Origin of the sequence: Croceibacterium salegens (genome assembly GCF_009827435.1) — a bacterium.
Classification (GTDB): domain Bacteria; phylum Pseudomonadota; class Alphaproteobacteria; order Sphingomonadales; family Sphingomonadaceae; genus Croceibacterium_B; species Croceibacterium_B salegens.
On sequence record NZ_WTYM01000059.1, the window covers coordinates 127,435 to 148,666 of the forward strand.

19 protein-coding genes are annotated in these 21,232 nt (G+C 65.6%); 6 read left to right on the forward strand and 13 right to left on the reverse strand.

Annotated elements, in window-relative coordinates; all coding sequences use genetic code 11:
* Window positions 1–19: 19 nt before the first annotated feature.
* The gene (locus GRI89_RS16775; RefSeq protein WP_159798046.1) at window positions 20–1,441 is read left to right on the forward strand and encodes an aldehyde dehydrogenase family protein; all 1,422 of its coding nucleotides are present in this window, start codon (window positions 20–22) and stop codon (window positions 1,439–1,441) included.
* Here GRI89_RS16775 and GRI89_RS16780 read toward each other — a convergent pair.
* Window positions 1,435–3,009 carry a sulfatase-like hydrolase/transferase gene (locus tag GRI89_RS16780; protein ID WP_159798048.1) on the reverse strand — a complete coding sequence of 525 codons (1,575 nt, stop codon included), beginning with the start codon at window positions 3,007–3,009 and terminating at the stop codon, window positions 1,435–1,437. The genes GRI89_RS16775 and GRI89_RS16780 overlap by 7 nt on opposite strands.
* 88 nt (window positions 3,010–3,097) lie before the next feature.
* Between GRI89_RS16780 and GRI89_RS16785 the strand changes: the two genes are divergently transcribed.
* The 3 genes from GRI89_RS16785 (at window position 3,098) to GRI89_RS16795 (ending at window position 5,975) form a co-directional block, all read left to right on the forward strand.
* Complete coding sequence (locus GRI89_RS16785) at window positions 3,098–4,108, forward strand: NAD(P)H-dependent flavin oxidoreductase (protein WP_159798050.1); 1,011 nt, start codon at window positions 3,098–3,100, stop codon at window positions 4,106–4,108.
* A gap of 4 nt (window positions 4,109–4,112) precedes the next feature.
* Window positions 4,113–5,123 (forward strand): NAD-dependent epimerase/dehydratase family protein, encoded by a 1,011-nt coding sequence (locus tag GRI89_RS16790; protein ID WP_159798052.1) that lies wholly within the window; start codon window positions 4,113–4,115, stop codon window positions 5,121–5,123.
* Window positions 5,124–5,282: 159 nt separating this feature from the next.
* Complete coding sequence (locus GRI89_RS16795; RefSeq protein WP_159798054.1) at window positions 5,283–5,975, forward strand: VV20781 family protein; 693 nt, start codon at window positions 5,283–5,285, stop codon at window positions 5,973–5,975.
* On the opposite strand, the gene GRI89_RS16800 is transcribed toward GRI89_RS16795, so the two are convergent.
* Window positions 5,972–6,655 carry an alpha/beta fold hydrolase gene (locus tag GRI89_RS16800; RefSeq protein WP_159798056.1) on the reverse strand — a complete coding sequence of 228 codons (684 nt, stop codon included), beginning with the start codon at window positions 6,653–6,655 and terminating at the stop codon, window positions 5,972–5,974. The two genes, GRI89_RS16795 and GRI89_RS16800, sit on opposite strands and share 4 nt — an antisense overlap.
* A gap of 84 nt (window positions 6,656–6,739) precedes the next feature.
* A complete protein-coding gene (ligM, locus tag GRI89_RS16805; RefSeq protein ID WP_159798058.1) occupies window positions 6,740–8,152 on the reverse strand; it encodes a vanillate/3-O-methylgallate O-demethylase in 1,413 nt (470 codons plus the stop codon).
* 116 nt (window positions 8,153–8,268) lie between these two features.
* Between ligM and GRI89_RS16810 the strand changes: the two genes are divergently transcribed.
* Window positions 8,269–8,670, forward strand: a complete 402-nt coding sequence (locus GRI89_RS16810; protein ID WP_159798060.1) for a VOC family protein — start codon at window positions 8,269–8,271, stop codon at window positions 8,668–8,670.
* A 62-nt stretch (window positions 8,671–8,732) separates the two neighbouring features.
* A complete protein-coding gene (locus tag GRI89_RS16815; RefSeq protein WP_159798062.1) occupies window positions 8,733–9,500 on the forward strand; it encodes an acid phosphatase in 768 nt (255 codons plus the stop codon).
* Window positions 9,501–9,521: 21 nt separating this feature from the next.
* Here the strand turns inward: GRI89_RS16815 and GRI89_RS16820 are convergent, their stop codons facing one another.
* The 10 genes from GRI89_RS16820 to GRI89_RS16865 form a co-directional block, all read right to left on the reverse strand.
* Window positions 9,522–10,712, reverse strand: a complete 1,191-nt coding sequence (locus GRI89_RS16820; protein WP_159798064.1) for an alpha/beta hydrolase — start codon at window positions 10,710–10,712, stop codon at window positions 9,522–9,524.
* Between the two features lie 108 nt (window positions 10,713–10,820).
* A complete protein-coding gene (locus tag GRI89_RS16825; protein ID WP_328598322.1) occupies window positions 10,821–11,999 on the reverse strand; it encodes a BaiN/RdsA family NAD(P)/FAD-dependent oxidoreductase in 1,179 nt (392 codons plus the stop codon).
* 76 nt (window positions 12,000–12,075) lie between these two features.
* Window positions 12,076–12,711, reverse strand: coding sequence for a YdeI/OmpD-associated family protein (locus tag GRI89_RS16830; RefSeq protein WP_235913485.1), 636 nt, complete (start codon window positions 12,709–12,711; stop codon window positions 12,076–12,078).
* A 7-nt stretch (window positions 12,712–12,718) separates the two neighbouring features.
* Window positions 12,719–13,636: a TauD/TfdA dioxygenase family protein gene (locus tag GRI89_RS16835; protein ID WP_159798066.1), complete on the reverse strand. Its 918-nt coding sequence runs from the start codon at window positions 13,634–13,636 to the stop codon at window positions 12,719–12,721.
* Between the two features lie 121 nt (window positions 13,637–13,757).
* The gene (locus GRI89_RS16840; RefSeq protein ID WP_159798068.1) at window positions 13,758–14,762 is read right to left on the reverse strand and encodes a zinc-dependent alcohol dehydrogenase family protein; all 1,005 of its coding nucleotides are present in this window, start codon (window positions 14,760–14,762) and stop codon (window positions 13,758–13,760) included.
* Window positions 14,763–14,778: 16 nt separating this feature from the next.
* The gene (locus tag GRI89_RS16845; protein ID WP_159798070.1) at window positions 14,779–15,564 is read right to left on the reverse strand and encodes a glutathione S-transferase family protein; all 786 of its coding nucleotides are present in this window, start codon (window positions 15,562–15,564) and stop codon (window positions 14,779–14,781) included.
* A 2-nt stretch (window positions 15,565–15,566) separates the two neighbouring features.
* The gene (locus GRI89_RS16850; RefSeq protein ID WP_328598323.1) at window positions 15,567–16,316 is read right to left on the reverse strand and encodes an SDR family NAD(P)-dependent oxidoreductase; all 750 of its coding nucleotides are present in this window, start codon (window positions 16,314–16,316) and stop codon (window positions 15,567–15,569) included.
* Window positions 16,317–16,443: 127 nt separating this feature from the next.
* A complete protein-coding gene (locus GRI89_RS16855) occupies window positions 16,444–17,316 on the reverse strand; it encodes an amidohydrolase family protein (protein ID WP_159798074.1) in 873 nt (290 codons plus the stop codon).
* Between the two features lie 158 nt (window positions 17,317–17,474).
* On the reverse strand, window positions 17,475–18,989 hold the full coding sequence (locus GRI89_RS16860; protein WP_159798076.1) for an aldehyde dehydrogenase family protein: 1,515 nt from the start codon (window positions 18,987–18,989) through the stop codon (window positions 17,475–17,477).
* A gap of 87 nt (window positions 18,990–19,076) precedes the next feature.
* Window positions 19,077–21,218: a PQQ-dependent dehydrogenase, methanol/ethanol family gene (locus GRI89_RS16865; protein WP_159798078.1), complete on the reverse strand. Its 2,142-nt coding sequence runs from the start codon at window positions 21,216–21,218 to the stop codon at window positions 19,077–19,079.
* Window positions 21,219–21,232: the final 14 nt, after the last annotated feature.

Below are 21,232 nucleotides of genomic sequence, written 5' to 3' on the forward strand. Positions count from 1 at the left end.
AGGAAAGTACCTTGCACCAATGACCGACGACATGCGCTTCTACATCGATGGCCAGTGGGTCGACCGCCCAAACGCGGCGAAGATCCCCGTGACCAACCCATGGACCGAAGAGACCATCGGCCATGTCGCCGCGGGAACGGCGGAAGACGTCGATCTCGCGGTCGCCGCGGCGCAGCGCGCATTCGAGACCTTCTCGCAGTGGTCGGTCGCCGACCGGCTGGCGCTGCTCGAACGGGTGCGCGACCTGATCGAGGAACGTAGCGAGGCGTTTGCCCAGGCGATCACCGCGGAGATGGGCGCGGCGATCACCTTCTCGCGTGGCGGACAGGTCGTGTTCGGCGTGGCCCACATCAACGCAGCGATCGAAGTGCTCAGGGACTTCGAGTTCACCGAAACGGTCGATGGCATCCATATCGAGCGCGAACCCATCGGGGTGGTCGCGGCGATCACCCCGTGGAACTGGCCGCTTTACCAGATCACTGCCAAGCTCGTCCCGGCCTTCGCCGCGGGCTGCACCGTGGTGCTCAAGCCAAGCGAGATGTCGCCGTTCTCTGCGCTGCTGTTCGCACAGGTCATGCACGATGCAGGCGCTCCTCCCGGCGTGTTCAACCTCGTCAACGGCACCGGCGAAGTAGTCGGCAACGCCATGTCGGGCCACCCGGGCGTCGACATGGTCAGCTTCACCGGATCGACCCGTGCGGGCGTCCTGGTGGCGCAGAACGCCGCGCCGACGATCAAGCGCGTGGTGCAGGAACTGGGCGGCAAATCGCCCAACGTCTTCCTGCCCGATGCCGATTTCGCCGGGGCGGTGCCCAAGGGCGTGCTCGGGGCGATGCGCAACGTCGGCCAGTCGTGCGCCGCGCCGACCCGCATGGTCGTGCCGCGCTCCCGGCTTTCCGAAGTCGAGGCACTGGCGAAGGAAGCGGCGGAGGGCATTGTGGTCGGCGATCCGAACGACGAGGGCTGCTTCATCGGCCCGCTCGCCAACCGGCCGCAGTTCGAGAAGGTCCAGGCGCTGATCCAGGCCGGCATAGACGAAGGCGCTAAGCTGATCGCCGGCGGCACCGGCCTGCCCGCAGGCCTCAACCACGGTTTCTTCGCGCGGCCCACAGTGTTCTCCGAAGTCACGCCCGAGATGCGCATCGCGCAGGAGGAGATCTTCGGTCCGGTGCTGGTCATCCAGCCCTACGAGGACGAGGAAGACGCGATCCGCATCGCCAACACCACGCTCTACGGGCTCTCGAGCCACGTCCAGTCCGCCGACCACGAAGCCGCTCGCCGTGTCGCCAGACGAATCCGCGCAGGGCAGGTGCACATCAACTTCCCGGCGTGGTCCGCCTTCGCCCCGTTCGGCGGCTATCGCCAATCGGGCAACGGCCGCGAATACGGCCGCTTCGCGATCGAGGAGTTCCTCGAGGTAAAAGCGATCCTCGGTTACTGAGGCGGGGTAGTGCTCACCTCGACATCGACGCGGTCGCCCTTGCTGACCGGGACCACAGTGCGCCCGAACCGGACGTAGGCGGCGGGCGGGCCTGAGAGGTCGATGTCGTAGGCCGTCTGCACGGTCTCTGGATCGTAGCCCATCCATTCGAGCGTCGTCGGCAGGATCTGGCTTGCCGAATGACGCGCGGTGACCGGCACGGCATAGTTCGACGCCAGACCCTGCGGCAAGAAGGCGAGCAGCGGGATGTCGTATTCCGCCGGAACCCGCTCGCGGCTGCAGTGCGGCAGCTTGCCGGGGATGAGGTTCTGCCCGTGGTCGGAGGTGTAGATCACCGCAGCCTTCTCGCGATCCACGCCGTCGAACAGCGCCGTGAAGAACCCGCGCTTCGAATAGGTCAGCGCGGCGCGGTACTGTTCGATTCCGGGCGCGTCGTCGGGCAGAGTGTCGAGCGGATAGTGATCGCGGTACTGGAAATGCACCCCGCGCAACACGACGTAGGTGAAGGTTCGCTCTGGCCCCTTGAGCTGGGCGTTGAGGTGCGCGGCGATGGTGCGGTCTGTGTCGATCCCGTCGGCCATCGAGACGACCTCGTCGATCAGCGCGCGTTCCGGGGCGAGCAAAACGTTCTGCGGAACGCCGGTCGTCTGTCCGTCGACAAGCATGGTCCGATAGCCGGCCTTGCGGGCATAGCCCCAGATTGAGGGGGTAGTGCGCAGGTACATACCCGGGGCGGCATGACGCACGTCGACGCCCGAGCGCAGCGCGACGTTGGATGGGGCACTGCAGTTGCCGAGGCTCACTGCGGCGCCGAAGTCGACCGGCTCGAACTTCTGCGCTTCCGGCAACACGATCTGCGTGAACGGCGTGTAGGCGACGCTCTCGTCGATGAGCCAGACGATGTGGTCGGGCGTGCCCGCCGTGACGGGCGCCAGCTCGACCGCGGCGCGGGGTGGCGGCGGATCGGCGGCGAGCACCGAATATCCGAAAGTGTAGAAGTTGCGCTCGGCAGCAAACGCTGTCGGCCAGCCGCTCAGCAGCGCGAGATTGGGCAGGGCGAGCAAGACGAGTCCCACGACGGTCGTTGCGGCGCTGATTGGACTGCCGAGTGCACGCCGCAGCAATACTCTCGCCCAGACGAGCAAGCCCGTCGCAATCAGCGCCTGCGCCACTGCCAAGGCGAGCGGCCCGGTTAATTCACCCGCCGCCTCTCCGGCCTGGCGCGCTTCCTCGCCGATCCACGCCAGTGTGCCGGTGCTGAGCGCGTCGCCGACGGTCTGCCCGTAGCCGAGGTTGACGAGGATCGAGGCGAAGGCGAGGCCGAGCGCGACCCCCGCCCAGCGTCGGGGAAGCAGCCAAAGCGCACCGAGCAGGGCCAGCGCTTGTCCGGCCAGCAGCAGGAAATTGCGGATTGCCGTTTCCGAATCGTTGGCCGCCCAGCGGTAGAGCACGCCGTTGACGAGCTGGAAGCGGTTCGCCAACGCGTAGGCGAGCGTGAACAGGGCGACACCCGCAAGGGCGCGCCACCACGAGCGCCCGGGGCGCGACGAGGCGGACGATGGCTTCATCCTTTACGGTGCCCGCATAGCTCAGGGGCGTTGAAGAAGGTTTTACGCCCGCTTGCAGGGTTAACCCCGCCCCTCTAATCGCGCTCACATGAGCGACTTTCCAAAGACGCTGCGGCTAATGTCCCGCGGCTGCGATTTCCTCGGCACCGAATACGCGATCCTGTGCGGCGCGATGAGCTGGGTTTCCGAACGCAACCTCGTCTCGGCGATCAGCAACGCCGGGGGCTTCGGCGTGATCGCTTGCGGGGCGATGACGCCCGAGCTGCTCGACACCGAAATCGCCGCGACGCGGGCGATGACCGACAAGCCGTTCGGGGTAAACCTCATCACCATGCACCCGCAGCTGATGGAGCTGATCGAGGTGTGCGGAAAGCATGGCGTCGGTCACGTCGTGCTCGCCGGCGGCATCCCGCCCAAGGGTAGCGTCGAAGCGATCAAGGGACACGGCGCCAAAGTCATCGTCTTCGCTCCGACGCTGGCGCTGGCCAAGAAGCTGCTGCGCAGCGGCGGCGACGCGCTGGTGATCGAGGGGATGGAGGCCGGCGGCCACATCGGTCCGGTGGCGACCAGCGTGCTTGCGCAGGAATTCCTTCCCGCGCTCAAGGACGAACATCTCGTCTTCGTCGCCGGCGGGATCGGCCGCGGCGAGGCGATCGCCGGGTATCTCGAAATGGGTGCGGTCGGCGTGCAGCTCGGCACCCGTTTCGCTTGCGCCACTGAGAGCATCGCCCATCCCGACTTCAAGAAGGCCTTCTTCCGCGCCGGTGCGCGCGATGCCGTCGCCAGCGTCCAGCTCGACCCGCGCCTTCCGGTCATCCCGGTGCGCGCCCTCAAGAACAAGGGCACCGAGGAGTTCACAGCCAAGCAGCGCGAGGTCGGCCTCCTGCTCGACCAGGGCAGCGTCGACATGGCCGAGGCGCAGCTGCGCATCGAGCATTTCTGGGCCGGTGCGCTGCGCCGCGCAGTGATCGATGGCGATGTGGAGAACGGCAGCCTGATGGCCGGGCAGTCGGTGGGCATGGTCAAGGAAGAGGAACCGGTGGCGCAGATCATCGCCCAGCTTCTGGCCGAGAGCGAGGAGGCGTTGTCGCGCCGCTGATGTCATGACCGTCCTTGTTACCGGCAGCGCAGGGCATCTGGGGGAAGCCCTGATGCGCCTGCTGCGCGGGCAGGGAAGGGAAGCGCGCGGGATCGATATCAAGGCGTCGGCTTTCACCGATCTGGTCGGCTCGATCGCCGATCGCGACATGGTCGGGCAGGCTATGGAGGGCGTCGACGCGGTCCTGCACACCGCTACCCTGCATAAGCCGCACGTCGTCACGCACACGCCGCAGCAGTTCATCGAGACCAATGTGCTTGGCACGCAGTTGCTGCTCGACGCCGCGGCGGCGCGCGGAGTGCGTGCGTTCATCCAGACCAGCACCACCAGCGCCTTCGGCGATGCCCTGACCCCGCTGCAGGGCGAGCCGGCATCGTGGATAACCGAAGATGTCCGCCCGCAGCCCAAGAACATCTACGGCGCGACCAAGCTCGCAGCCGAGCACCTGTGCCAGGTCGTGGCGCGCAATTTCGGCCTACCGGTGGTTGTCCTCCGTACCTCGCGGTTCTTTCCGGAGGACGACGACAACCGCGTGCGCCGGGCGGAGTATTCGACCGAGAACCTGCAGGCGATCGAGCTGCTCGGCCGCCGCGCTGACATCGAGGACATGGCGACCGCGCATCTCGCCGCGATCGAACGAGCGAGTGAAATCGGTTTCGGCACCTACATCGTCTCGGCCACATCGCCGTTCGTGGAAGGCGACCTTCCCTGGCTGACGAGCGATGCCCCGGCAGTCATCGCCCGGCACCATCCCGAGGCTGCGGAGCTGTTCGCAGCGGCGGGCTGGCGCCTCCCGCAGACGATCGACCGGGTCTACGTAAACCGCGCGGCGCAACAGGCGCTCGGCTGGGAGCCAGTCCGCGATTTCCGTTTCGTGCTCGATTGCGTTTCCCGCGGCGAAGACTTCCGCAGCGAGCTGGCGCAGACGGTCGGCGCCAAGGGCTATCACGACGAGGTGTTCGAGGACGGTCCCTATCCGGTAACCGATGTTCCTGCCGGGTTGTCGCGGGCCTGACGATGGACACCTGAGCCGGCTCGGCGCTGCGCCAGGGGTTTCGGCCTATGTCGGCCGATGAATCCGTCTCCAGACTATTAGCGGAAGTGCATTTAGTCTCCGTTCATCGAATCGCTCGCAATTATGAACGCTGTGACCCACTTCGAAAGTTCACCAAGAATGATTCGCATTGCTCTGTTGGCCCCGATGGGGCTGTTGGCGGCCTGCACGACCGCCGAAATGAAGATGCCCTCGAACCTTGCCGACGCGGGCGGCGAACGCATCTCGTTCGAGAACATGTCGGTCTGGAACAAGGGCCGGTTCCTCGCCGGTTCCTACAGCGGCGGCTACGAGCGTACGCTCGATCGTCTGAGCTTGTTCGACCTGTTCAAGCAGGATAGCGGTCGCGCCAGCTTCACGATTGCGGGTCCGGGCATTTCCAGCACGATCGAGGGCCACTGCCGGGTGCGCGAACGTGCGCTGACGCTCGACAGCCTCGAGTTCAAGCCGGGCAAGATGGCCTACCGCTGCGACCTCGAAGCCGAGGGCCAGCCGATACCGGCCCGCTTCGAGGTGCAGGAATCGCGCAAGGGGCTGGCCGAGAACCTCACCCGCAACGCACGGCGCGGCGAAATCGCGCTGGCCGGCGATATCGTAAGCTTCCGTTCGGTGCACGATGTGGCCGGGACGGTCCTGCCGGTCGAGAACCCGATCGGCTACGTCTTCGAGCAGGACGGCAAGGCGATCGGCGCTCTGCAGCTCAACGGCAAGCCGATCCTGACCATGCCGTCGGGCACGGAGATCGGCCAGCGCCGGGCGATGATGGTCGCCTCGGTCGCGCTGGCGACCTTCTGGGATCCTGCCTCGACCTAGTCCGCGAGGCCGAGCAGCACCTTCGTCGTCAGGTCGGGATCGTTCTGCATCACGAAGTGGTCGGTGGCCGCTTCGTGATAGTCCCAACCTGCCGCCTTCGCCTTTTCCGCAAAGCGCGGGAAGGGCGTCGGCTGGTATCCGGTGGCGAAGATGTAGCTCTTCTTCGGGATCGACTTCTCGTCGCCGCTGTAGGGGATCGCTTCGAGCAGGGTGAGCAGCGGGTGGTAGCCGAGCACGCCGGGAATGACTTTGAACTCGCCGGGAAAGCCGATTGGCGTCACGCACGCCGGTCGGTGCCGCTGGCTGTCGATGTACCAGTTGTGCTCGAATTCGCCGGTGATGTCCCACAGCGACTGGTCGCTCTCGGGCAGGAAGGCGTCGATGTAGCAGATCGCGTCCATACGCTTGCCGAGGCGGCTGGCAACGCCGGTGATGACCATCCCGCCGTAGGAATGCCCGGCGAGAATGAAGCGCTCGAATCCGGCCTGTTCAATCTGTTCGACGACCGTTTCTATGTGGTCGGAGAGTGTAATACCCGGATGCAGTTCGTCCTGCCGCGTGCCGAGCCCCGTCAGCGTCGCGACCAGAACTTCGTGACCCGCGGCGCGAAGCCGGTCGGGCACTTCGCCGTAAGTGTGACTGCCGCCCCACGCGCCATGCACCAGCACGAAATTCGCCATTCTTTTCTCTCCCGCCAAAACTGAGAAGGCCCGCGAAGCGTGGTGCTTCGCGGGCCTCCGATCAAGCCGTTACTGCAAGCGGGCTCAGCCGGCCTTGCGGCCCGAGCGCCAGCCGGCCTGGTAGGTGTCGCCGGCCATCTGGCTGTACGGCACCGGCGAGACGATGACGCGCGCTTCGAACTGGTCGTGCGGCTCGACGGTCGTCTTGGCGGTGTTCGGAGCCTCGCCCCACTTGACGTGGAGTTCGGTGCCGAGCGGGATCTCGTGGTCGATGGTGGCCAGCGAGAGCCCCTTCTTCTCGTTGAACGAGTAGCCGGTGAACATCGACAGGCCGACCGTGTTGCCATCGGCATCGACGACCGCGTCGTAGTTCGAGTTGGCGTAGTTCGCGAGCGGCAGGTCGAAGAACTTGTAGTTCGGGCCGCCCGGGTTGAACAGCGAACCGGTGATGGTCTTCATGTCATCCGCGTTCCACTCGAGGGTGACCTTCTTGCGCTGCACGTCCTTGTGCTCGGCGACTTCCTTGAGCGCGTCGGCGCCGTGGAAATCGTGGTCGAACTTGACGAACGGGCCGTAACCCAGCTCCCACGGATTGAGGTAGTAGTCCTCGATTGTCTCGCCGACGAACGAGCCGCCGATCGAGCCGGTCGCTTCGTAGGAGTCGGCGCCGAGCCACTTGCGGTAGTCGGCCAGCTTGTCGCCGGTGTAGATCGCCGGCAGCGGCGAGGGGATCCAGCCCGATTCAAGCGTGTTCGACGGATAGGCGCGCGAACCAACCGGGATCAGGCCGAATTCCTTGCCCGCCTCGAGGATGTGCTCGCGGACGTATTCCTGCTCGTCGTAGGGACCCCAGATTTCGAGGCCCGGCGAGCCGGCCATGCCGTGACGCAGGGTGCGGATCGTCTTGTTGCCGATCTTCATGGTGCCCATGTTGAAGAACTTGAGCTTGTCGAGCGGCGCGCCGTTGAGCTTCTCGATCACGTTCCAGGCCTGCGGGCCCTGGATCTGGAAGCGCCAGGAGATGCGGTTCACCGGCTTGCCCATCGGACGGCTCGGCGAACGCGGGTCGTTGATGACCTCGACGTTGTAGCCGCCGGTCTCGGCGTGGAACATCAGCCAGTTGGCGGCCGGGGCGCGGCCGACGTAGACGAATTCCTCTTCGGCGAGGCGGAAGATGATGCCGTCACCGATCACGTGACCGTAGGGAGTGGTCGGAACGTACTGCTTGGCCTTGTTGACCTCGAAGCCGGCCGGCGAGTTGATCATCGTGTCCGACAGCAGCTTGAGCGCGTCGGGGCCGTTGATGTAGAGGTCGAACATGTGGTGCGACTGGTCGAACAGGACCGCGCCGTGCTGCCAGGCCCACTGCTCCGAACGCCAGTTGGAGAATTCCGGGGCGACTACCGGGTACACGTAGGCACCGATCTGGTTGTTGCGCAGCTGGCCGACAATGTCGCCATTCGCCTGCGCGAGAACTTGCTCGAGATTATCGGCCATCAAACTTTCCTCTCATCCGTGAAAGAATCATATATGCGAATTTTGTATGTGGCACATACAATATCTGGCATGGTAGGCAAGGCCTAAAGGCAGCGATTCCGGAGAGGACGAAAGCCATGAACGTCGAAGCGCTCGACCACGTCAACATCATCACTGACAGGCTCGACGAAACCGCCGAATTCTACGGGAAATTGCTCGGCCTTGTGCGCAAGGATGCTCCTCCGCCGCTGACCCCGCAGACCGCCACGTGGATGTTCGACGAGCAGGACCGCGCGATCATCCACATCAATTCGCTCGACTGCTATCGCGCGTACGATCGCCAAGTCACTCCGGGCGAACTGACCGGCGCGCTGCACCACGTGGCGCTGAAGTGCAAAGGCTACGAGGAAGTCCTCGGACGGCTCGAGGAGATGGGCGCCGAGTACCAGGAGAACCTCGTCAGCGCGATCAACCTGCGGCAGATATTCACGCCCGATCCCAACAACGTGCTGCTCGAACTTAACTTCTTCGCCGACTAGGCACGTCTCGGGAATAGACCCGATTATCCGGCATCGGCGCCCGCAGTACGTGTGGTGCCGATATGACACCGACGCTCCGCTACGCCCTGGCGCCGCTGGTCCTGCTGATGGCAGGCTGCGCCAGCACGGGGCCCGTCCCACCGACCACGGTGGCGGCGGTAGGCGCTATCAGCGACGAAATTCCCTATCCCAAGGGCTATCTCGAAGCGGCCGCCATGCCGGACAGCCTCGCGTTGCTGCCCCCGCCGCCTGCCGAGGGCAGCGCTGCGAAGGCGGCCGACCAGGAGGCCTACCAGCAGTCGCTCGCCGCCTCGCCCGAACGGCAGGCGATCGCCGCCTCGGACGCCGACCTTACCTGGCCGCACGTCGTGAGCGGGTTCGAGCAGGTGCTCGGTATCTCGCTATCCGACGGTTCCAAGCCGCACACCGAAATGCTGCTGCGACGAGCGATGGCCGATGCCGGGCTGTCGACCTACCGGGCCAAGAACAACTACCAGCGCGTGCGGCCCTTTGTGGAGAACAACGTCGGCACCTGCTTGCCGAAGGACGAGGAGGCGCTGCGGTCCGACGGTTCCTATCCCTCGGGCCACACGGCGATCGGATGGATGCTGGCGCTGGTGCTGACCGAACTGGCCCCGGACCGCGAGGATGCGCTCCTCAAGCGCGGCTATGAGTTCGGACAGAGCCGGGTCGTATGCCGGGCACACTGGATGAGCGACACGGTTGGCGGCCGGGTCACCGCCTCCGCCACCTTCGCACGCCTGCAGGCGAACCCGACCTTCAGGGCGCAGATGGACCTGGCGCGAGAAGAAATGGCGAAGGCCCGCTGAGGCCTTCGCAACGCCGGTTCCTCAATCCCGAAAAAGCAGTGGCGCAAATTCGTGCAGGCTGCGCCGCCACGACAGGAACTCGTGCGCGGTGTTGGGCGAGACGTAGAACACGCTGTTGAAGCCCGAAGCCTTCAGCGCTTCGTGGTTCGCCACCGGGTCGAACTGCGGCGCTCCCGGCGGGGCGACGTTGCGGCGCTCGAGCTCGCGGCTGCCGTAGCTGACGAAAGTCAGCTTCACGTTGTCGCGGAAGCCGGGCGTCTTCGCCACATCGTCGGGCGAGAAGGTGCCGCCGCTGAACAGGCCGATGTAACCGAACTTGCCGACGTTGGCGGTCGTGATGGTCTGGGTCTCCATCCCGCCCATGGAAAGGCCGGCCATGGCGCGGTGGTCGCGGTCGGCGAGCGTGCGGAAATGGCTGTCGACGTAGGGAATGAGTTCGTCGAGCAGCACGGTCTGGAACGGCTTGATGTCGAAGCGGGCCAAGCCGCCCGGTTCGCCCGGACGAATGACGTTGGTCATGCCGTAGGTCATCACGATGATGAACGGACGGGTCTTCTGCTCGGCGATCAGGTTGTCCATGATCAGGTTTGCGTGCCCCTGCGTGGGCCAGGCATTTTCGTCCTCGCCCCAGCCGTGCTGGAGGTAGAGGACCGGATAGCGCGTCGTTCCGCCGTCATCGTACCCTGGCGGGGTGTAAACGAAGGCGCGGCGCTGAGTCCCGGTGCTCGGCGAAGGGAACAGGACTTGCTGCACGTTGCCGTGGGGGACGTCCTTTAGAGCGTAGAAGTCGGCGTCGTGGGCCGGGACTTCGATGCCGCTTTCCCAGCGGGTCGAACCGTAGAAGTTGCGCGTGCCCGGATCGTTGAACACACCGCCGTCTATTTCGAGGTGGTAGTAGTGGAAGCCTTCGTCAAGCGGTCCGCTGGTGGTTCCGACCCAGGTACCGTCCTCCGCCTTGTGAAGCACGGTGCCGCCCTGTCCTCCGAGCCCGAGTGTCGCCCTCACGGCCTGTGCCTGCGGTGCTGTCACCTTGAAGCGGACGTAGCCCTGCGAATTGACCTGAGGAAATTCCTGGCCGGGTTGATTGGTTGAGGATGGCGCGAAGTCATTGACGATAGCCGGCGGCGCGCTTTGCGCGAAAGCCGGCTGCGGGGCAAAAGACGCCAGCATTGCAAGGCTGGCAGCCAGTGTCGCCGAAACGGTCCTGTTCATTCGATACTCTCCCGCCAGCCCGACCTTTGCACGCCGGAGTCCGATATTCCCAATTTGTCGGAGTTATTTCAAAATCCGGCCCCCACGGCAACTGGCCTCGATTCGGAGTCAGGCGGTCTGGCCCGCCGCCCAGCCGCTGGCCCAGGCCCATTGGAAGTTGTAGCCGCCCAGCCAGCCGGTCACATCGACCGCCTCGCCAACGGCGAACAGCCCCGGGACGCGTTTGGCCTCCATCGTCTTGGAAGAGAGTTCCGCGGTGCTGATGCCGCCCACGGTCACTTCCGCTTTTGCGAAGCCTTCGGTGCCGTTGGGGTGAAATTGCCAGTCGGCCAGGCGCTTTTCGGCCTGGTGAAGCACTGCATCCGCCGCGTTTGCCAGGGGACCTTCGATCCCTATGCGGTCGGCCAACGCGTCGGCGAGGCGCTGGGGCATTGCATTGCGCAAGACGCTGCGCAGCGTGGCTCGCGGATTGGCCTGCTTGGCGGCGACAAGCCAACCGAACCTTTCGCCGGGCAGGAAGTCGATCTCCACTGCCTTGCCGCGCTGCCAGTAGGACGAGACCTGCAGGATCGCAGGGCCCGAAAGCCCGCGATGGGTGAACAGCGCCGCTTCGTGGAACGAGGCCTTGCCGCAACGCGCCTCGACCGGCGTGGCCACACCCGACAGGTCGCGGAACAACACGTCCTCGCCGCCGAGCGTCAGCGGGACCAATGCCGGGCGTGGCTCGACCACCTTGAGGCCGAACAGGCGCGCCAGTTCGTAGGCAAATCCAGTCGCGCCCATCTTGGGTATCGAGGGGCCGCCAGTGGCGATGACCAGCGAAACGGCCTCGACCGTGCGCGCGGAAGCCGTGACGGTGAACCCTGCGCCGCGGTGTTCGACATTCGCGACGTCTTCGCCGCAGGCTATCATCACGCCCGATTTCGCGCACTCATCGAGCAGCATCTCGACGATCTGCCGCGCCGAGCCGTCGCAGAAGAGCTGGCCCAGTGTCTTCTCGTGCCAGGCGATCCCGTGTGCCACCACAAGGCCGAGGAAATCGTGCGGCGTGTAACGGCTCAGTGCCGACTTGGCGAAGTGCGGATTGGCCGAAATGAAGCGGTCGGGCGCGGTGTGGACATTGGTGAAATTGCAGCGCCCGCCGCCCGAGATGAGGATCTTCTTGCCCGGTTCCTGGGCCCGCTCGAGCACCAGCACGCGCCGCCCGCGCGCGCCGGCCTGCGCCGCGCACATCAGGCCCGCCGCGCCGGCGCCGAGAACTATTACGTCGAAGCTGTTATCGGGCACTCGGGGACTTCCGGATGTTGACGCGAGACCGCCACGCGGCCTCTTGGGCCAGCGCGCTGCGAATGGCGAGCCTCACTCAATATTCCTGCGCCCCCTTGCCGGCGATGATCTTGTCGCGGAACCTGGCGATGCGGGCGATGCGGGTCGCGGACTGCTTCGCCCCGTTCAGGTTGATGACGTAGCTGCGTTGCCGCCCGGGAGTCAGGTCCTCGAACGCCTCGGCCAGCTCCGGATCGGCATCGAGGGCATCGATCAGTTCCTCCGGCAGTTCGAACTCGGCGACTTCCTTTTCCGGCTTCACGCCCGCGTCCGCGTATCCGATCGCTTCCGCGAGGTAGGCGCGGATCATCGGTTCGAGTTCTGCGACCTGCTCGTTGGCGGTGAAGCGCATGATGCTGGCGACGCGCGTGTTGGGTCCGTTGGTCTCGAGAATGCCCTCGGGGTCCTTGAGCAGCTCCGCGTTCATGAAGGTCATGCGGAAATCGCCCTGGAAGGCGGCGATGAGCGCGATATTCCGGTCGCCGCGCATGTAGCAAGGGTGGCCCCACTTGGCCGTCTCGTCGAGGCCGGCGTCGAGGCAGATCTTGCGCAGCGCCAGCAGCCCTTCGTGCCAGCGCCTGGTCGAGCAATCGGGGGTGTCGAACCGGTCGCACCGTCCGCAGCCCTTGTCGAAGAAGTCCTGCGGGTCGGTGATCATCGCTCGCTCGGCCATGGGTCTGTCAGGCCGCCGCCCGCTCCTTCACGCTCGAAGTGCTGGCCGTCGTCGTGCGGTACATCTCGCGGCGGTAGCCGTCGTAGTCGTTGGGGCCGAGATGCATGGTGCAGCGGTTGTCCCACATCGCCACCATGCCCGGCTCCCAGCGCAGGCGGCAGGTGAAGGCGTGCTGGGTGGCGTGCTGGACGAGGAAGTCGAGCAGCGGCTTGGCCTCGTGCGTGGTCATGCCCTCGATACCGGCGGCATAAGTGTCGCAGATGTTGAGCGATTCCTCGCCGGTCTCGGGGTGCCGCTTCAATAGCGGGTGGATGTGGCCGCGGATGCCTTCGGCGTGGCGCTCCGCATCGGCGAACTGGATCGCCTTGCCCATGAGTTTTTCCTGCGTCGCGAAGTTGTTCACCGCGCTCATCCAGACCTTCAGCGGGCGGATCATCTCGCGGTAGGTTTCGCTGAGGTGACGCAGGGCTAGGGCGCAGTTGGCCCAGCTCGTATCGCCGCCATAGGGCGGGCACTCGACGCAGCGCAGGAAGGTTACGGCAGGCGGTTCGGCGAGGAACGGGCTGTCGGTGTGCCACCCGCCACCGAACAGGCTCGCCGCCTTCTGGTCGGCTTCCTTGATGATCGGATGGACCTCGCGGTGGCCGGGCACGCCCTGGGTATAGGCGTCGACCGCGAACGGCCCGAGCCGGGCGGCGAAGGCCTCGTGCTCGGCGTGGCTGAGGTCCTGCCCTTTGAGGTAGAGCATCTTGTGGTGGTAGAGCGCCTGCTTGAAGTCCTCGAGCCCCTCGTCGCTGAGTTCGGGCAGGCGCACGCCGACCACCTCGGCCCCCATTGCGCTGGTCAGCGGGCGGGTTTCGAAATGGCTGCTCTCGAACGGGGCGTTATCGAATTCCCCGCAGGGGGTTACGCGGACTTCCCACATGGCAGTGATCCTACTCCCAATACCTCGTCATTGCGAGGAGCGGAGCGACGAAGCAATCCAGTGTGGCACGGTATCGCTCTGGATTGCTTCGCTACGCTCGCAATGACGAATTGCTAGCTTCTTATAGCGCAATCACCGTCTTGGCGAAGCTCTCCGGCCCCCGTGCGTGGGCATAGGCCTTGTCCGTCTCCTCGAAGGCAAAGGTCTTGCCGATCACCGGCTTGATGCCGTGCTGGTCGACGAAGGCGTTGAGCGCATCGGCCATGGCAACGTTGCCGACGAAGATGCCGCGCAAGCTGCCGCCGGTCATCATCAGCCCGCGCGGATCGGGCGGATCGCCCTGGGCGAGAACGCCGATCATCGCGATCTCGCCGCCCGGGGCGAGCGCGGCCATCGACTGGCCGAGCGTGCCGGTGCCGCCGACTTCGACCACGTGATCGGCGCCGCCGAATTCCTGCTTCACGACCGGACCCCATTCGGGCGTCGTCTTGTAGTTGACGGTGTGGTCGGCCCCGAGCGCGACGACGTCCTTTAGCTTGTCGTCGGAACTGGAAGTGGCGATGACCTCGGCCCCGGCGGCCTTGGCGATCTGCAGCGCGAGGATCGAAACGCCGCCCGAGCCGAGGACCAGCACCTTGTCGCCGGCCTTGGTCTCGTGCCCGCCGAACAGCGCGTTCCACGCCGTCACCCCGGCGCAGGGCAGGCAGGCCGCCTGCGCGTAGTCGAGGCTCTTGGCCATGTGCACGACGCCGGTTTCGGGCAGCACGACCTTTTCGGCCAGCATGCCCGGGCCCATGCCGTCGCCGAGCGCCATGCTCATCTTCGGCGGGCCGTCCTGCCAGTCGGTGAAGAAGGCCCCGGCGACGCGGTCGCCTACCTTGAACTTCGTCACGCCCGCGCCGACCGCGAGGACCTCGCCTGCGCCGTCGGACAGCGGAATGGTCGGCTTCTGCAGCACGCCGCCGAAGTAGCGGCCGCTCGCCACCGCGAAGTCGCGGTAGTTGATCGACCATGCCTTGGGCGCGATCAGGACTTCGCCCGGGCCGGGCACGGGATCGGGGAGGTCATCGGCCAGGTAGAGCTTGTCGAATCCGTCCGATCCGGCGGGAAGCATCCATGCGCGCATTGAGTCGTTCTCCTGCTTAGCTGTGCTCGCGGCCGTCGCCGCTCCATGTGCGTAGACCCGGCTGGGTGCGATCCTCGGCGGCGAGCGCCTTCTGAACCGCCGGCCGGTCGCTGATCGCCTCGCGCCAGCGGACGATGTTGGGATAGTTCGCATCCACGTCGAACTTCGGGAACATGCGGTTCACGCTGAGGCCGCAGTGGGCGTAGAAATTGATGTCGGCGAGGCCGTAACTGTCGCCCGCGAGATAGGCGGTCTGGCCAAGCTGCGCTTCAACCTTGTTCAGCGCGTACTCGATCTTGTCGAGCGCGTGATCGAGATCCTTCTGCTCGAAGCCCGAGCGCGCGGTGCGCCACTTTTTCTGCTGGTCGGGCAGGGGGACGTGGCTCATCAGTTCCTCGAAGCGGTCTTCCTCGATCGACTTGGTGATCTGGCGGATCAGCCTATGCCAGCCGTGCATGCTGACGTAGTTCATCACCTGCTCGTCGACGAACTTGTTCCAGTACCGCATCCGCGCCGCGCCGACCGGGTCCTTCGGCCGCAACGGGCCGCTGGCCGGCTGGTCGTCGGGGAAGACGTCCTCGAGATATTCGTTGATCACCGTCGTGTGGGTGATGATCGTTCCATCGTGGTCGAGCACCGGGACCTGGCCCTCGGGATTGATCGCGGTGAACCAGTCGGAATGCTGCTCGAACTTGTGCAGGTCGACGTAGACGCTCTCGTAGGCGAGGCCCTTCTCCTTGAGCGGGATCATCGACTTGAGCGAGTTCGCCATGGGTTCGGCGTGGTAGTATTTCAGCGCCATCGTCAGACCTCCAAGCTTTCGAGCACGCCGCCGTCGACCGCCCAGTCCTGCCCGGTGACGTGGCTCGCCGCGTCGGACAACAGGAAGGCGGCGACTTCGGCCAGTTCGTGCGGGTTGCCCATGCGGTTCATCGGCACGCGCTGGGCGATCAGGCCCTTCTGGTGCTCCGGAATACGGTCCATCGCCTCGGTGACGATGAAGCCGGGGATCACGCAATTGCAGCGGATGTTGTGCGGCGCCATCTCGACCGCCACTGCGCGGGAAAGGCCGAGCAGGCCGTGCTTCGAGGATACGTAGGCGGGGTTCATCGCCATGCCGCGCTTGCTGGCCATCGATCCGGTGACGAGGATCACGCCCTTCTTGGCCTCGATCATCGGCGGCAGGACCTTCTGGATCGCCCAGAACACCGAGATCAGGTTGACCTTGATGGTCTTCTCGAACTCGTCGGGGTCGAAGGCTGTGAAGGGAGTGAAGCCGCCGGTCAGCCCGGCGTTGGCGAACAGCCCTTCGATCGGCCCGAAATGTCCGGCGGCGGCACTCAGCGCGGCTTCGAGCTGCGCCTTGTCACCGACGTCTGCCGCGAAGCCCGCGGCGTTGGCGCCGATCTTCGCGGCTTCCTCGTCGAGCACCTCCTGGCGTCGGGCGATCATCGAGACGCGCGCCCCGCGCGAGGCGAGCAGCTTGGCGCTTTCCAGCCCCAGCCCGGTCGATGCCCCGGTGACGGCAATGTGCATGCCGTTGAAATCAGTCACTTGCCTCTCCCTTGTTGTCACCCCGGACCTGTTCCGGGGCGGTGCTTCCCTTCTGGCGCAACGCCCAAGAACAAAAGCACCGGCCCGGAACATCCCGGACTTGATCCGGGACCGGGCTGACTGGTTGTTACGCCAGGCCCAGGACCTTCGCCGCGTTGTCCTTCATGATGCCGGGCATCACTTCCTCGCGGAAGCCGACTTCCTGCGCCGCCTTGATCCACTTGTCCGGGTGGATCAGCGGGAAATCGCTGCCGAACAGCATCTTATGCTTGAGCTGGGTGTTGGCGTAGGTGATGACCTGCTTGGGGAAGTACTTCGGACTCCAGCCACTGAGGTCGATGAAGACGTTGTCCTTGTGCAGCGCCATCGACAGGCTCTGGTCGACCCACGGCCAGCTCGGGTGCGCGAGGATGATCTTCATGTCGGGGAAATCGACCGCGACGTCGTCGATCAGCATCGGCTCGCCGTACTTCAGCCGCATGCCCCCGCCGCCGCGCATCCCGGTGCCCATGCCCGAGTGTCCGGTGTGGAAGATGACCGGCAGCTTGTACTCGTTGATCACCTCGTAGATCGGATAGGCCATCCGGTCCGCCGGATGCGCGTTCTGCGCGATGCCGTGGAACTTGAAGCCCTTGACCCCGTGGTTCTCGACCAGGTCGCGCGCCTCGCGGGCACCGTACTTGCCCTTGTGCGGGTCGATGCTGGCGAAGGGGATGCAGATGTCGTCGTTCCTGTTGGCGATCTCGGCGACTTCATAGTTGCTGACGCGCTTCGCCCCCATGCCGCTCTCGCAGTCGACCGTGAACATGCAGAAGGCGATCTGCGTCTCGCGATAGAGTTCGATGATCTCGGGCATCTTCGGCCGCTCGCGCGGGGCCTTGAAATAGGCACTGGCGGCATCGAAGAACTTGCCCATCACCGGGTCTTCCGGGTCGTGGCACGAGACTTCGGCGTGGACGTGCACGTCGATGGCGCGGATCTTGGAAAGGTCGATGGGCAAAAGAGATTCCTTGCGTTCCGACAGGCCGTCACCCTGAACTAGTTTCAGGGTCCATCGTGCCTTGCTCGCTACCGCCGAAAGGAAGGCAGAATGGATGCTGAAACAAGTTCAGCATGACGGGATGGGGTGAGCCGAAGAGCCCACCCCATACCGATTTGTTACAGCTTCATCAGTACCGACTTGGTCTCCAGGTAGGCTTCCAGCCCCAGGCGGCCCTGTTCGTGGCCGATGCCGCTCTCCTTGTAGCCGCCGAACGGCAGCGCCGGGTCGATCATGGCGTGGCAGTTGACCCACACCGTACCGGCCTGGAGGCGGGCAGCGATCTTGTGGGCGGCGCTGACGTCCTTGGTCCAGACACCCGCGGCGAGGCCGTATTGCGTGTCGTTGGCTTCCTTGACCACCTCGTCGAGGTCCTCGAAGCGCTGCGCCACCACGACCGGGCCGAAGATCTCCTCGCGAACCACGCTCATCTGCGGGTTCACGTCGGTGAGGATCGTCGGGTTGACGTAGTAGCCGCCGTCGTTGCTGGGGACGTCGCCGCCCATCAGCACGCTGGCACCGTCACGCTTGCCGGCTTCGATGTAGCCGAGTACGCGCTCATGCTGTTCCTTCGAGACCAGCGGGCCCATGTGGCCTTCCGGGTCGAGCGAGGGGCGCGGGGCCCAGAACGGGGCGGTTTCGGCCATGCCTTCGACGACCTTGTCGAACACCGACTTGTGGGCATAGAGCCGCGAACCGGCGACGCAGACCTGTCCCGAGTTGAAGAAGATCGCGCCGGCCACGCCCGGGGCGGTGCTGGCGACATCGACGTCGGGCATGACCACGACCGGGCTCTTGCCGCCCAGTTCGAGGGTGACGTGCTTGAGCGTGTCGGTGGCGTTGCGGTTGATCAGCTTGCCGATCTCGGTCGAACCGGTGAAGGCCACCTTGTCGACGCTGGGGCTCTTGACCATGCGGTCGCCCACGGTGTGGCCATAGCCGGTGATGATGTTGATCACGCCCGCCGGGACGCCGGCTTCGTGGATCAGGTCGGCGAGACGCAGCGCGGTGAGGCTGGTCTGCTCGGCCGGCTTGAGTACGCTGGTGCAGCCCGACGCGAGCACCGGGGCGAGCTTGAGGCAGGCCATCAGCAGCGGAAAGTTCCACGGCACGATCTGCGCGCAGACGCCGACCGGCTCCTTCAGGGTGTAGCCGAACATCATGCCGCCGGGCATGGCGTAGGGCGCCTGAGTTTCGCCGCCAATCTTGCCGGCCCAGCCAGCCATGTAGCGGAAGTGCGCGGCAGCGCCGGGCACGTCGACGACCGAGGCCATGCCCTTGGGCTTGCCCACGTCGATGGCTTCGAGCTCCGCCAGTTCGTCAGCGTGATCTTCGATCAGGTCGGCGATCTTGTGCATGACCTTCTCGCGAGCAACCGGCGGCATGTCGCGCCAGCGGCGGTCGTCGAAGGCGGTGCGCGCGGCGGCGATGGCCCTGTCCACGTCCTTGTCGGTCGCTTCGACGAAGCTGGAGATGACCTTGCCCGAGGACGGATCCTCGACGTCGATGGTCGCTCCGCCCGAGCTGTCGACCCATTCGCCGTTGATGTAGAGCTGCGGCTTGCGAGCCAGCGCCTTCTTCACGGCATCGGAATATTCCCGCTGCGTGCGGTCGATGGTGGTCACTTCGTTCATGACTGGATGTCCTCTCGTGTAATTCGAATCCGGTTTGAGCCGATTCCTAGCAAGATTGGTGCTTTTTGACTACGCCAACGGGCCTTCTCAGGAGCTCCCGCCGCCCTTCTTTTCGAGCGCCTTGTCCTCGTTGGATCGCTTGATCACGTACTGCCGGACGGCCTCGGCATCGTCGGCCGAAAGCGCGGCCTTGAACGAGACCATGCCGTTGTCGTGCAGCGCGCCGTCGATGACGATCGCCTTGACCGCGTCGGGGCTGTTGAGCGTCGCCGAATAGCGCAGGTCGGGGTTGAGCGCCCCGGCGACGGCGGCATCCCCGTGGCAGACGCTGCAATAGCGTCCGTATACGTCGGCCCCGTGAGCGATCTGCGCCTCGGTTCCGGTCACCGGCGGCGGATCGAGCACGCGCTTGGGGAACTTCGGCGCGTCAGGCAGCTTGGCAGTGCCGCCGATCTTGAAGACCAGCAGGCGGCTGATGTTGCGCGGCGGTCCGCTGACAGAGCTGAGAATGCCCGGGGCGATATCCCACACGCCGCCCCAGCCGGCCAGAACGGCGACGTACTGTTCACCGTCGATGGCATAGGTCATAGGCGCGGCGATGACGCCGGACTGGGTCGGGAACGACCACAGCTTCTTGCCGTCGGCCGCGCTGTAGGCGTTGAATTCCTCCGTGGCGGTGCCCTGGAAGACGAGGCCGCCAGCGGTCGCCAGCGTGCCGCCGTTCCACGGGCCCTTGTAGGGCACGCGCCAGGCCTCCTTCTGCGCCACCGGGTCCCACGCGACGAGCGCGCCAGTGGTCCCGGCCATCGCGCCCGCGCGGACGTTTTCGTCGGCCGGCATCGCCGTTGCCGCGCTATCGATGGCGGTCTGGAAGCCGATGTCGCTCGGCTTGAAGTCCTTCTTCGCCACGAAGGGGAACCCGGCGAAGTTGGCGGGGATGTACACGAGGCCGGTCGCGGGGCTGAAGCTCATCGCCTGCCAGCTGTGCGAGCCGCCTGCGCCGGGAACGTTGACCCAGGGCTTGCCCGTCTGCTCGTAGCGGGCCTCAGGGTTGATTGCAGGCCGTCCGGTAGCTGGATCGATGCCGGTCGACCAGTTCATGTCGGTCCACGCCTTGGCGTCGATGAACTTGCCGGTCGCGGCGTCGAACATGTAGAAATAGCCGTTCTTCGGCGCGTGCAGGACGACGTGCTTCTGCTCTCCGCCTATGGTCAAGTCTGCAAGCGTGATCTGGGCGTTGGAATCGTAGTCCCAGCGGTCCTCCGGGGTTTCCTGGAAGTGCCACTTGTAAGCGCCGGTATCGGCGTCCACCGCGACGATCGAGCTGGTGTAGAGGTTGCCCTCGGCTGCTTCCCCGCTGCCGAGGCGGCCGTTGGCGCCGGGGTTCCACGGCTCGGCGTTGCCGGTGCCGACCAGCACCTGGTTGTTGACCGGATCGTAGGTGATCGAATCCCACACGGTGCCGCCGCCGCCGAGCTCCCACCAGTTGCCCTTCCATGTGTCGGCGGCGGTCTTCATGGCGTCGTTTTCGAAACCGTCGGCCGGGTTGCCGGGCACGGTGTGGAAGCGCCATGCCTCCTCGCCGGTCTTCCAGTCGTAGGCGGCGAGGAAGCCGCGCGCCTTGTATTCGGCGCCGCCGCTGCCGATGAAGACCTTGCCGTGCGCGACGCGCGGTGCGCCGGTGATGGTGTAGTTGTCCTTGTCGGGCACGACCTGCTTGCGCCACGCGACGCTGCCGTCGGACTGGTTGAGCGCGACGAGGTCGCCGTCGAGCGTGGCGACGTAGACCTTGTCGCCGTAGAGCGCGACGCCGCGGTTGACCGCGTCGCAGCAGGCGACAGCCAACGTGGACCGTGGAACTTCGGGGTCGTAGGTCCACTTCACCGTGCCGGTCTTCGCGTCGAAGGCCATGACCTTGGACCATGCGGTAGTGATGTAGAGCACGCCGTCGTGCATCAGCGGCGTGGCTTCCTGCCCGCGCGCGGTGTCGAGGTCGGCAAACCAGGCGAGGCCGAGCTGGCCGACGTTGTCGCCGCTGATTTGGGTCAGCGGGCTGAAGCGCTGCTCGCCGTAGTCGCGACCGTAGGTCAGCCACTCGTTGCCGTCGGCGGCCGCGATCATGGCGTCGGTGACGCCTTCGGTCGGGGCGTCGGATGCCTCGGGCGCGTTGTTGCAGGCGGCCAGCACCATCGACAGCGCCGCGGCGGCGGCGAGGCTCCAGTTCTTCATCGCTCTTACTCTCC

What these genes read in the sequence shown, in the direction of transcription:
- GRI89_RS16795 (WP_159798054.1), top strand. Translation starts at nt 5,283, where the DNA reads ATGATTCGCATTGCTCTGTTGGCCCCGATGGGGCTGTTGGCGGCCTGC.
- GRI89_RS16840 (WP_159798068.1), bottom strand. Translation starts at nt 14,762, where the DNA reads ATGCGCGCATGGATGCTTCCCGCCGGATCGGACGGATTCGACAAGCTC.
- GRI89_RS16815 (WP_159798062.1), top strand. Translation starts at nt 8,733, where the DNA reads ATGACACCGACGCTCCGCTACGCCCTGGCGCCGCTGGTCCTGCTGATG.
- GRI89_RS16845 (WP_159798070.1), bottom strand. Translation starts at nt 15,564, where the DNA reads ATGGCGCTGAAATACTACCACGCCGAACCCATGGCGAACTCGCTCAAG.
- GRI89_RS16800 (WP_159798056.1), bottom strand. Translation starts at nt 6,655, where the DNA reads ATGGCGAATTTCGTGCTGGTGCATGGCGCGTGGGGCGGCAGTCACACT.
- GRI89_RS16775 (WP_159798046.1), top strand. Translation starts at nt 20, where the DNA reads ATGACCGACGACATGCGCTTCTACATCGATGGCCAGTGGGTCGACCGC.
- GRI89_RS16810 (WP_159798060.1), top strand. Translation starts at nt 8,269, where the DNA reads ATGAACGTCGAAGCGCTCGACCACGTCAACATCATCACTGACAGGCTC.
- GRI89_RS16835 (WP_159798066.1), bottom strand. Translation starts at nt 13,636, where the DNA reads ATGTGGGAAGTCCGCGTAACCCCCTGCGGGGAATTCGATAACGCCCCG.
- GRI89_RS16790 (WP_159798052.1), top strand. Translation starts at nt 4,113, where the DNA reads ATGACCGTCCTTGTTACCGGCAGCGCAGGGCATCTGGGGGAAGCCCTG.
- GRI89_RS16860 (WP_159798076.1), bottom strand. Translation starts at nt 18,989, where the DNA reads ATGAACGAAGTGACCACCATCGACCGCACGCAGCGGGAATATTCCGAT.
- GRI89_RS16820 (WP_159798064.1), bottom strand. Translation starts at nt 10,712, where the DNA reads ATGAACAGGACCGTTTCGGCGACACTGGCTGCCAGCCTTGCAATGCTG.
- GRI89_RS16785 (WP_159798050.1), top strand. Translation starts at nt 3,098, where the DNA reads ATGAGCGACTTTCCAAAGACGCTGCGGCTAATGTCCCGCGGCTGCGAT.
- GRI89_RS16865 (WP_159798078.1), bottom strand. Translation starts at nt 21,218, where the DNA reads ATGAAGAACTGGAGCCTCGCCGCCGCCGCGGCGCTGTCGATGGTGCTG.
- GRI89_RS16780 (WP_159798048.1), bottom strand. Translation starts at nt 3,009, where the DNA reads ATGAAGCCATCGTCCGCCTCGTCGCGCCCCGGGCGCTCGTGGTGGCGC.
- ligM (WP_159798058.1), bottom strand. Translation starts at nt 8,152, where the DNA reads ATGGCCGATAATCTCGAGCAAGTTCTCGCGCAGGCGAATGGCGACATT.
- GRI89_RS16830 (WP_235913485.1), bottom strand. Translation starts at nt 12,711, where the DNA reads ATGGCCGAGCGAGCGATGATCACCGACCCGCAGGACTTCTTCGACAAG.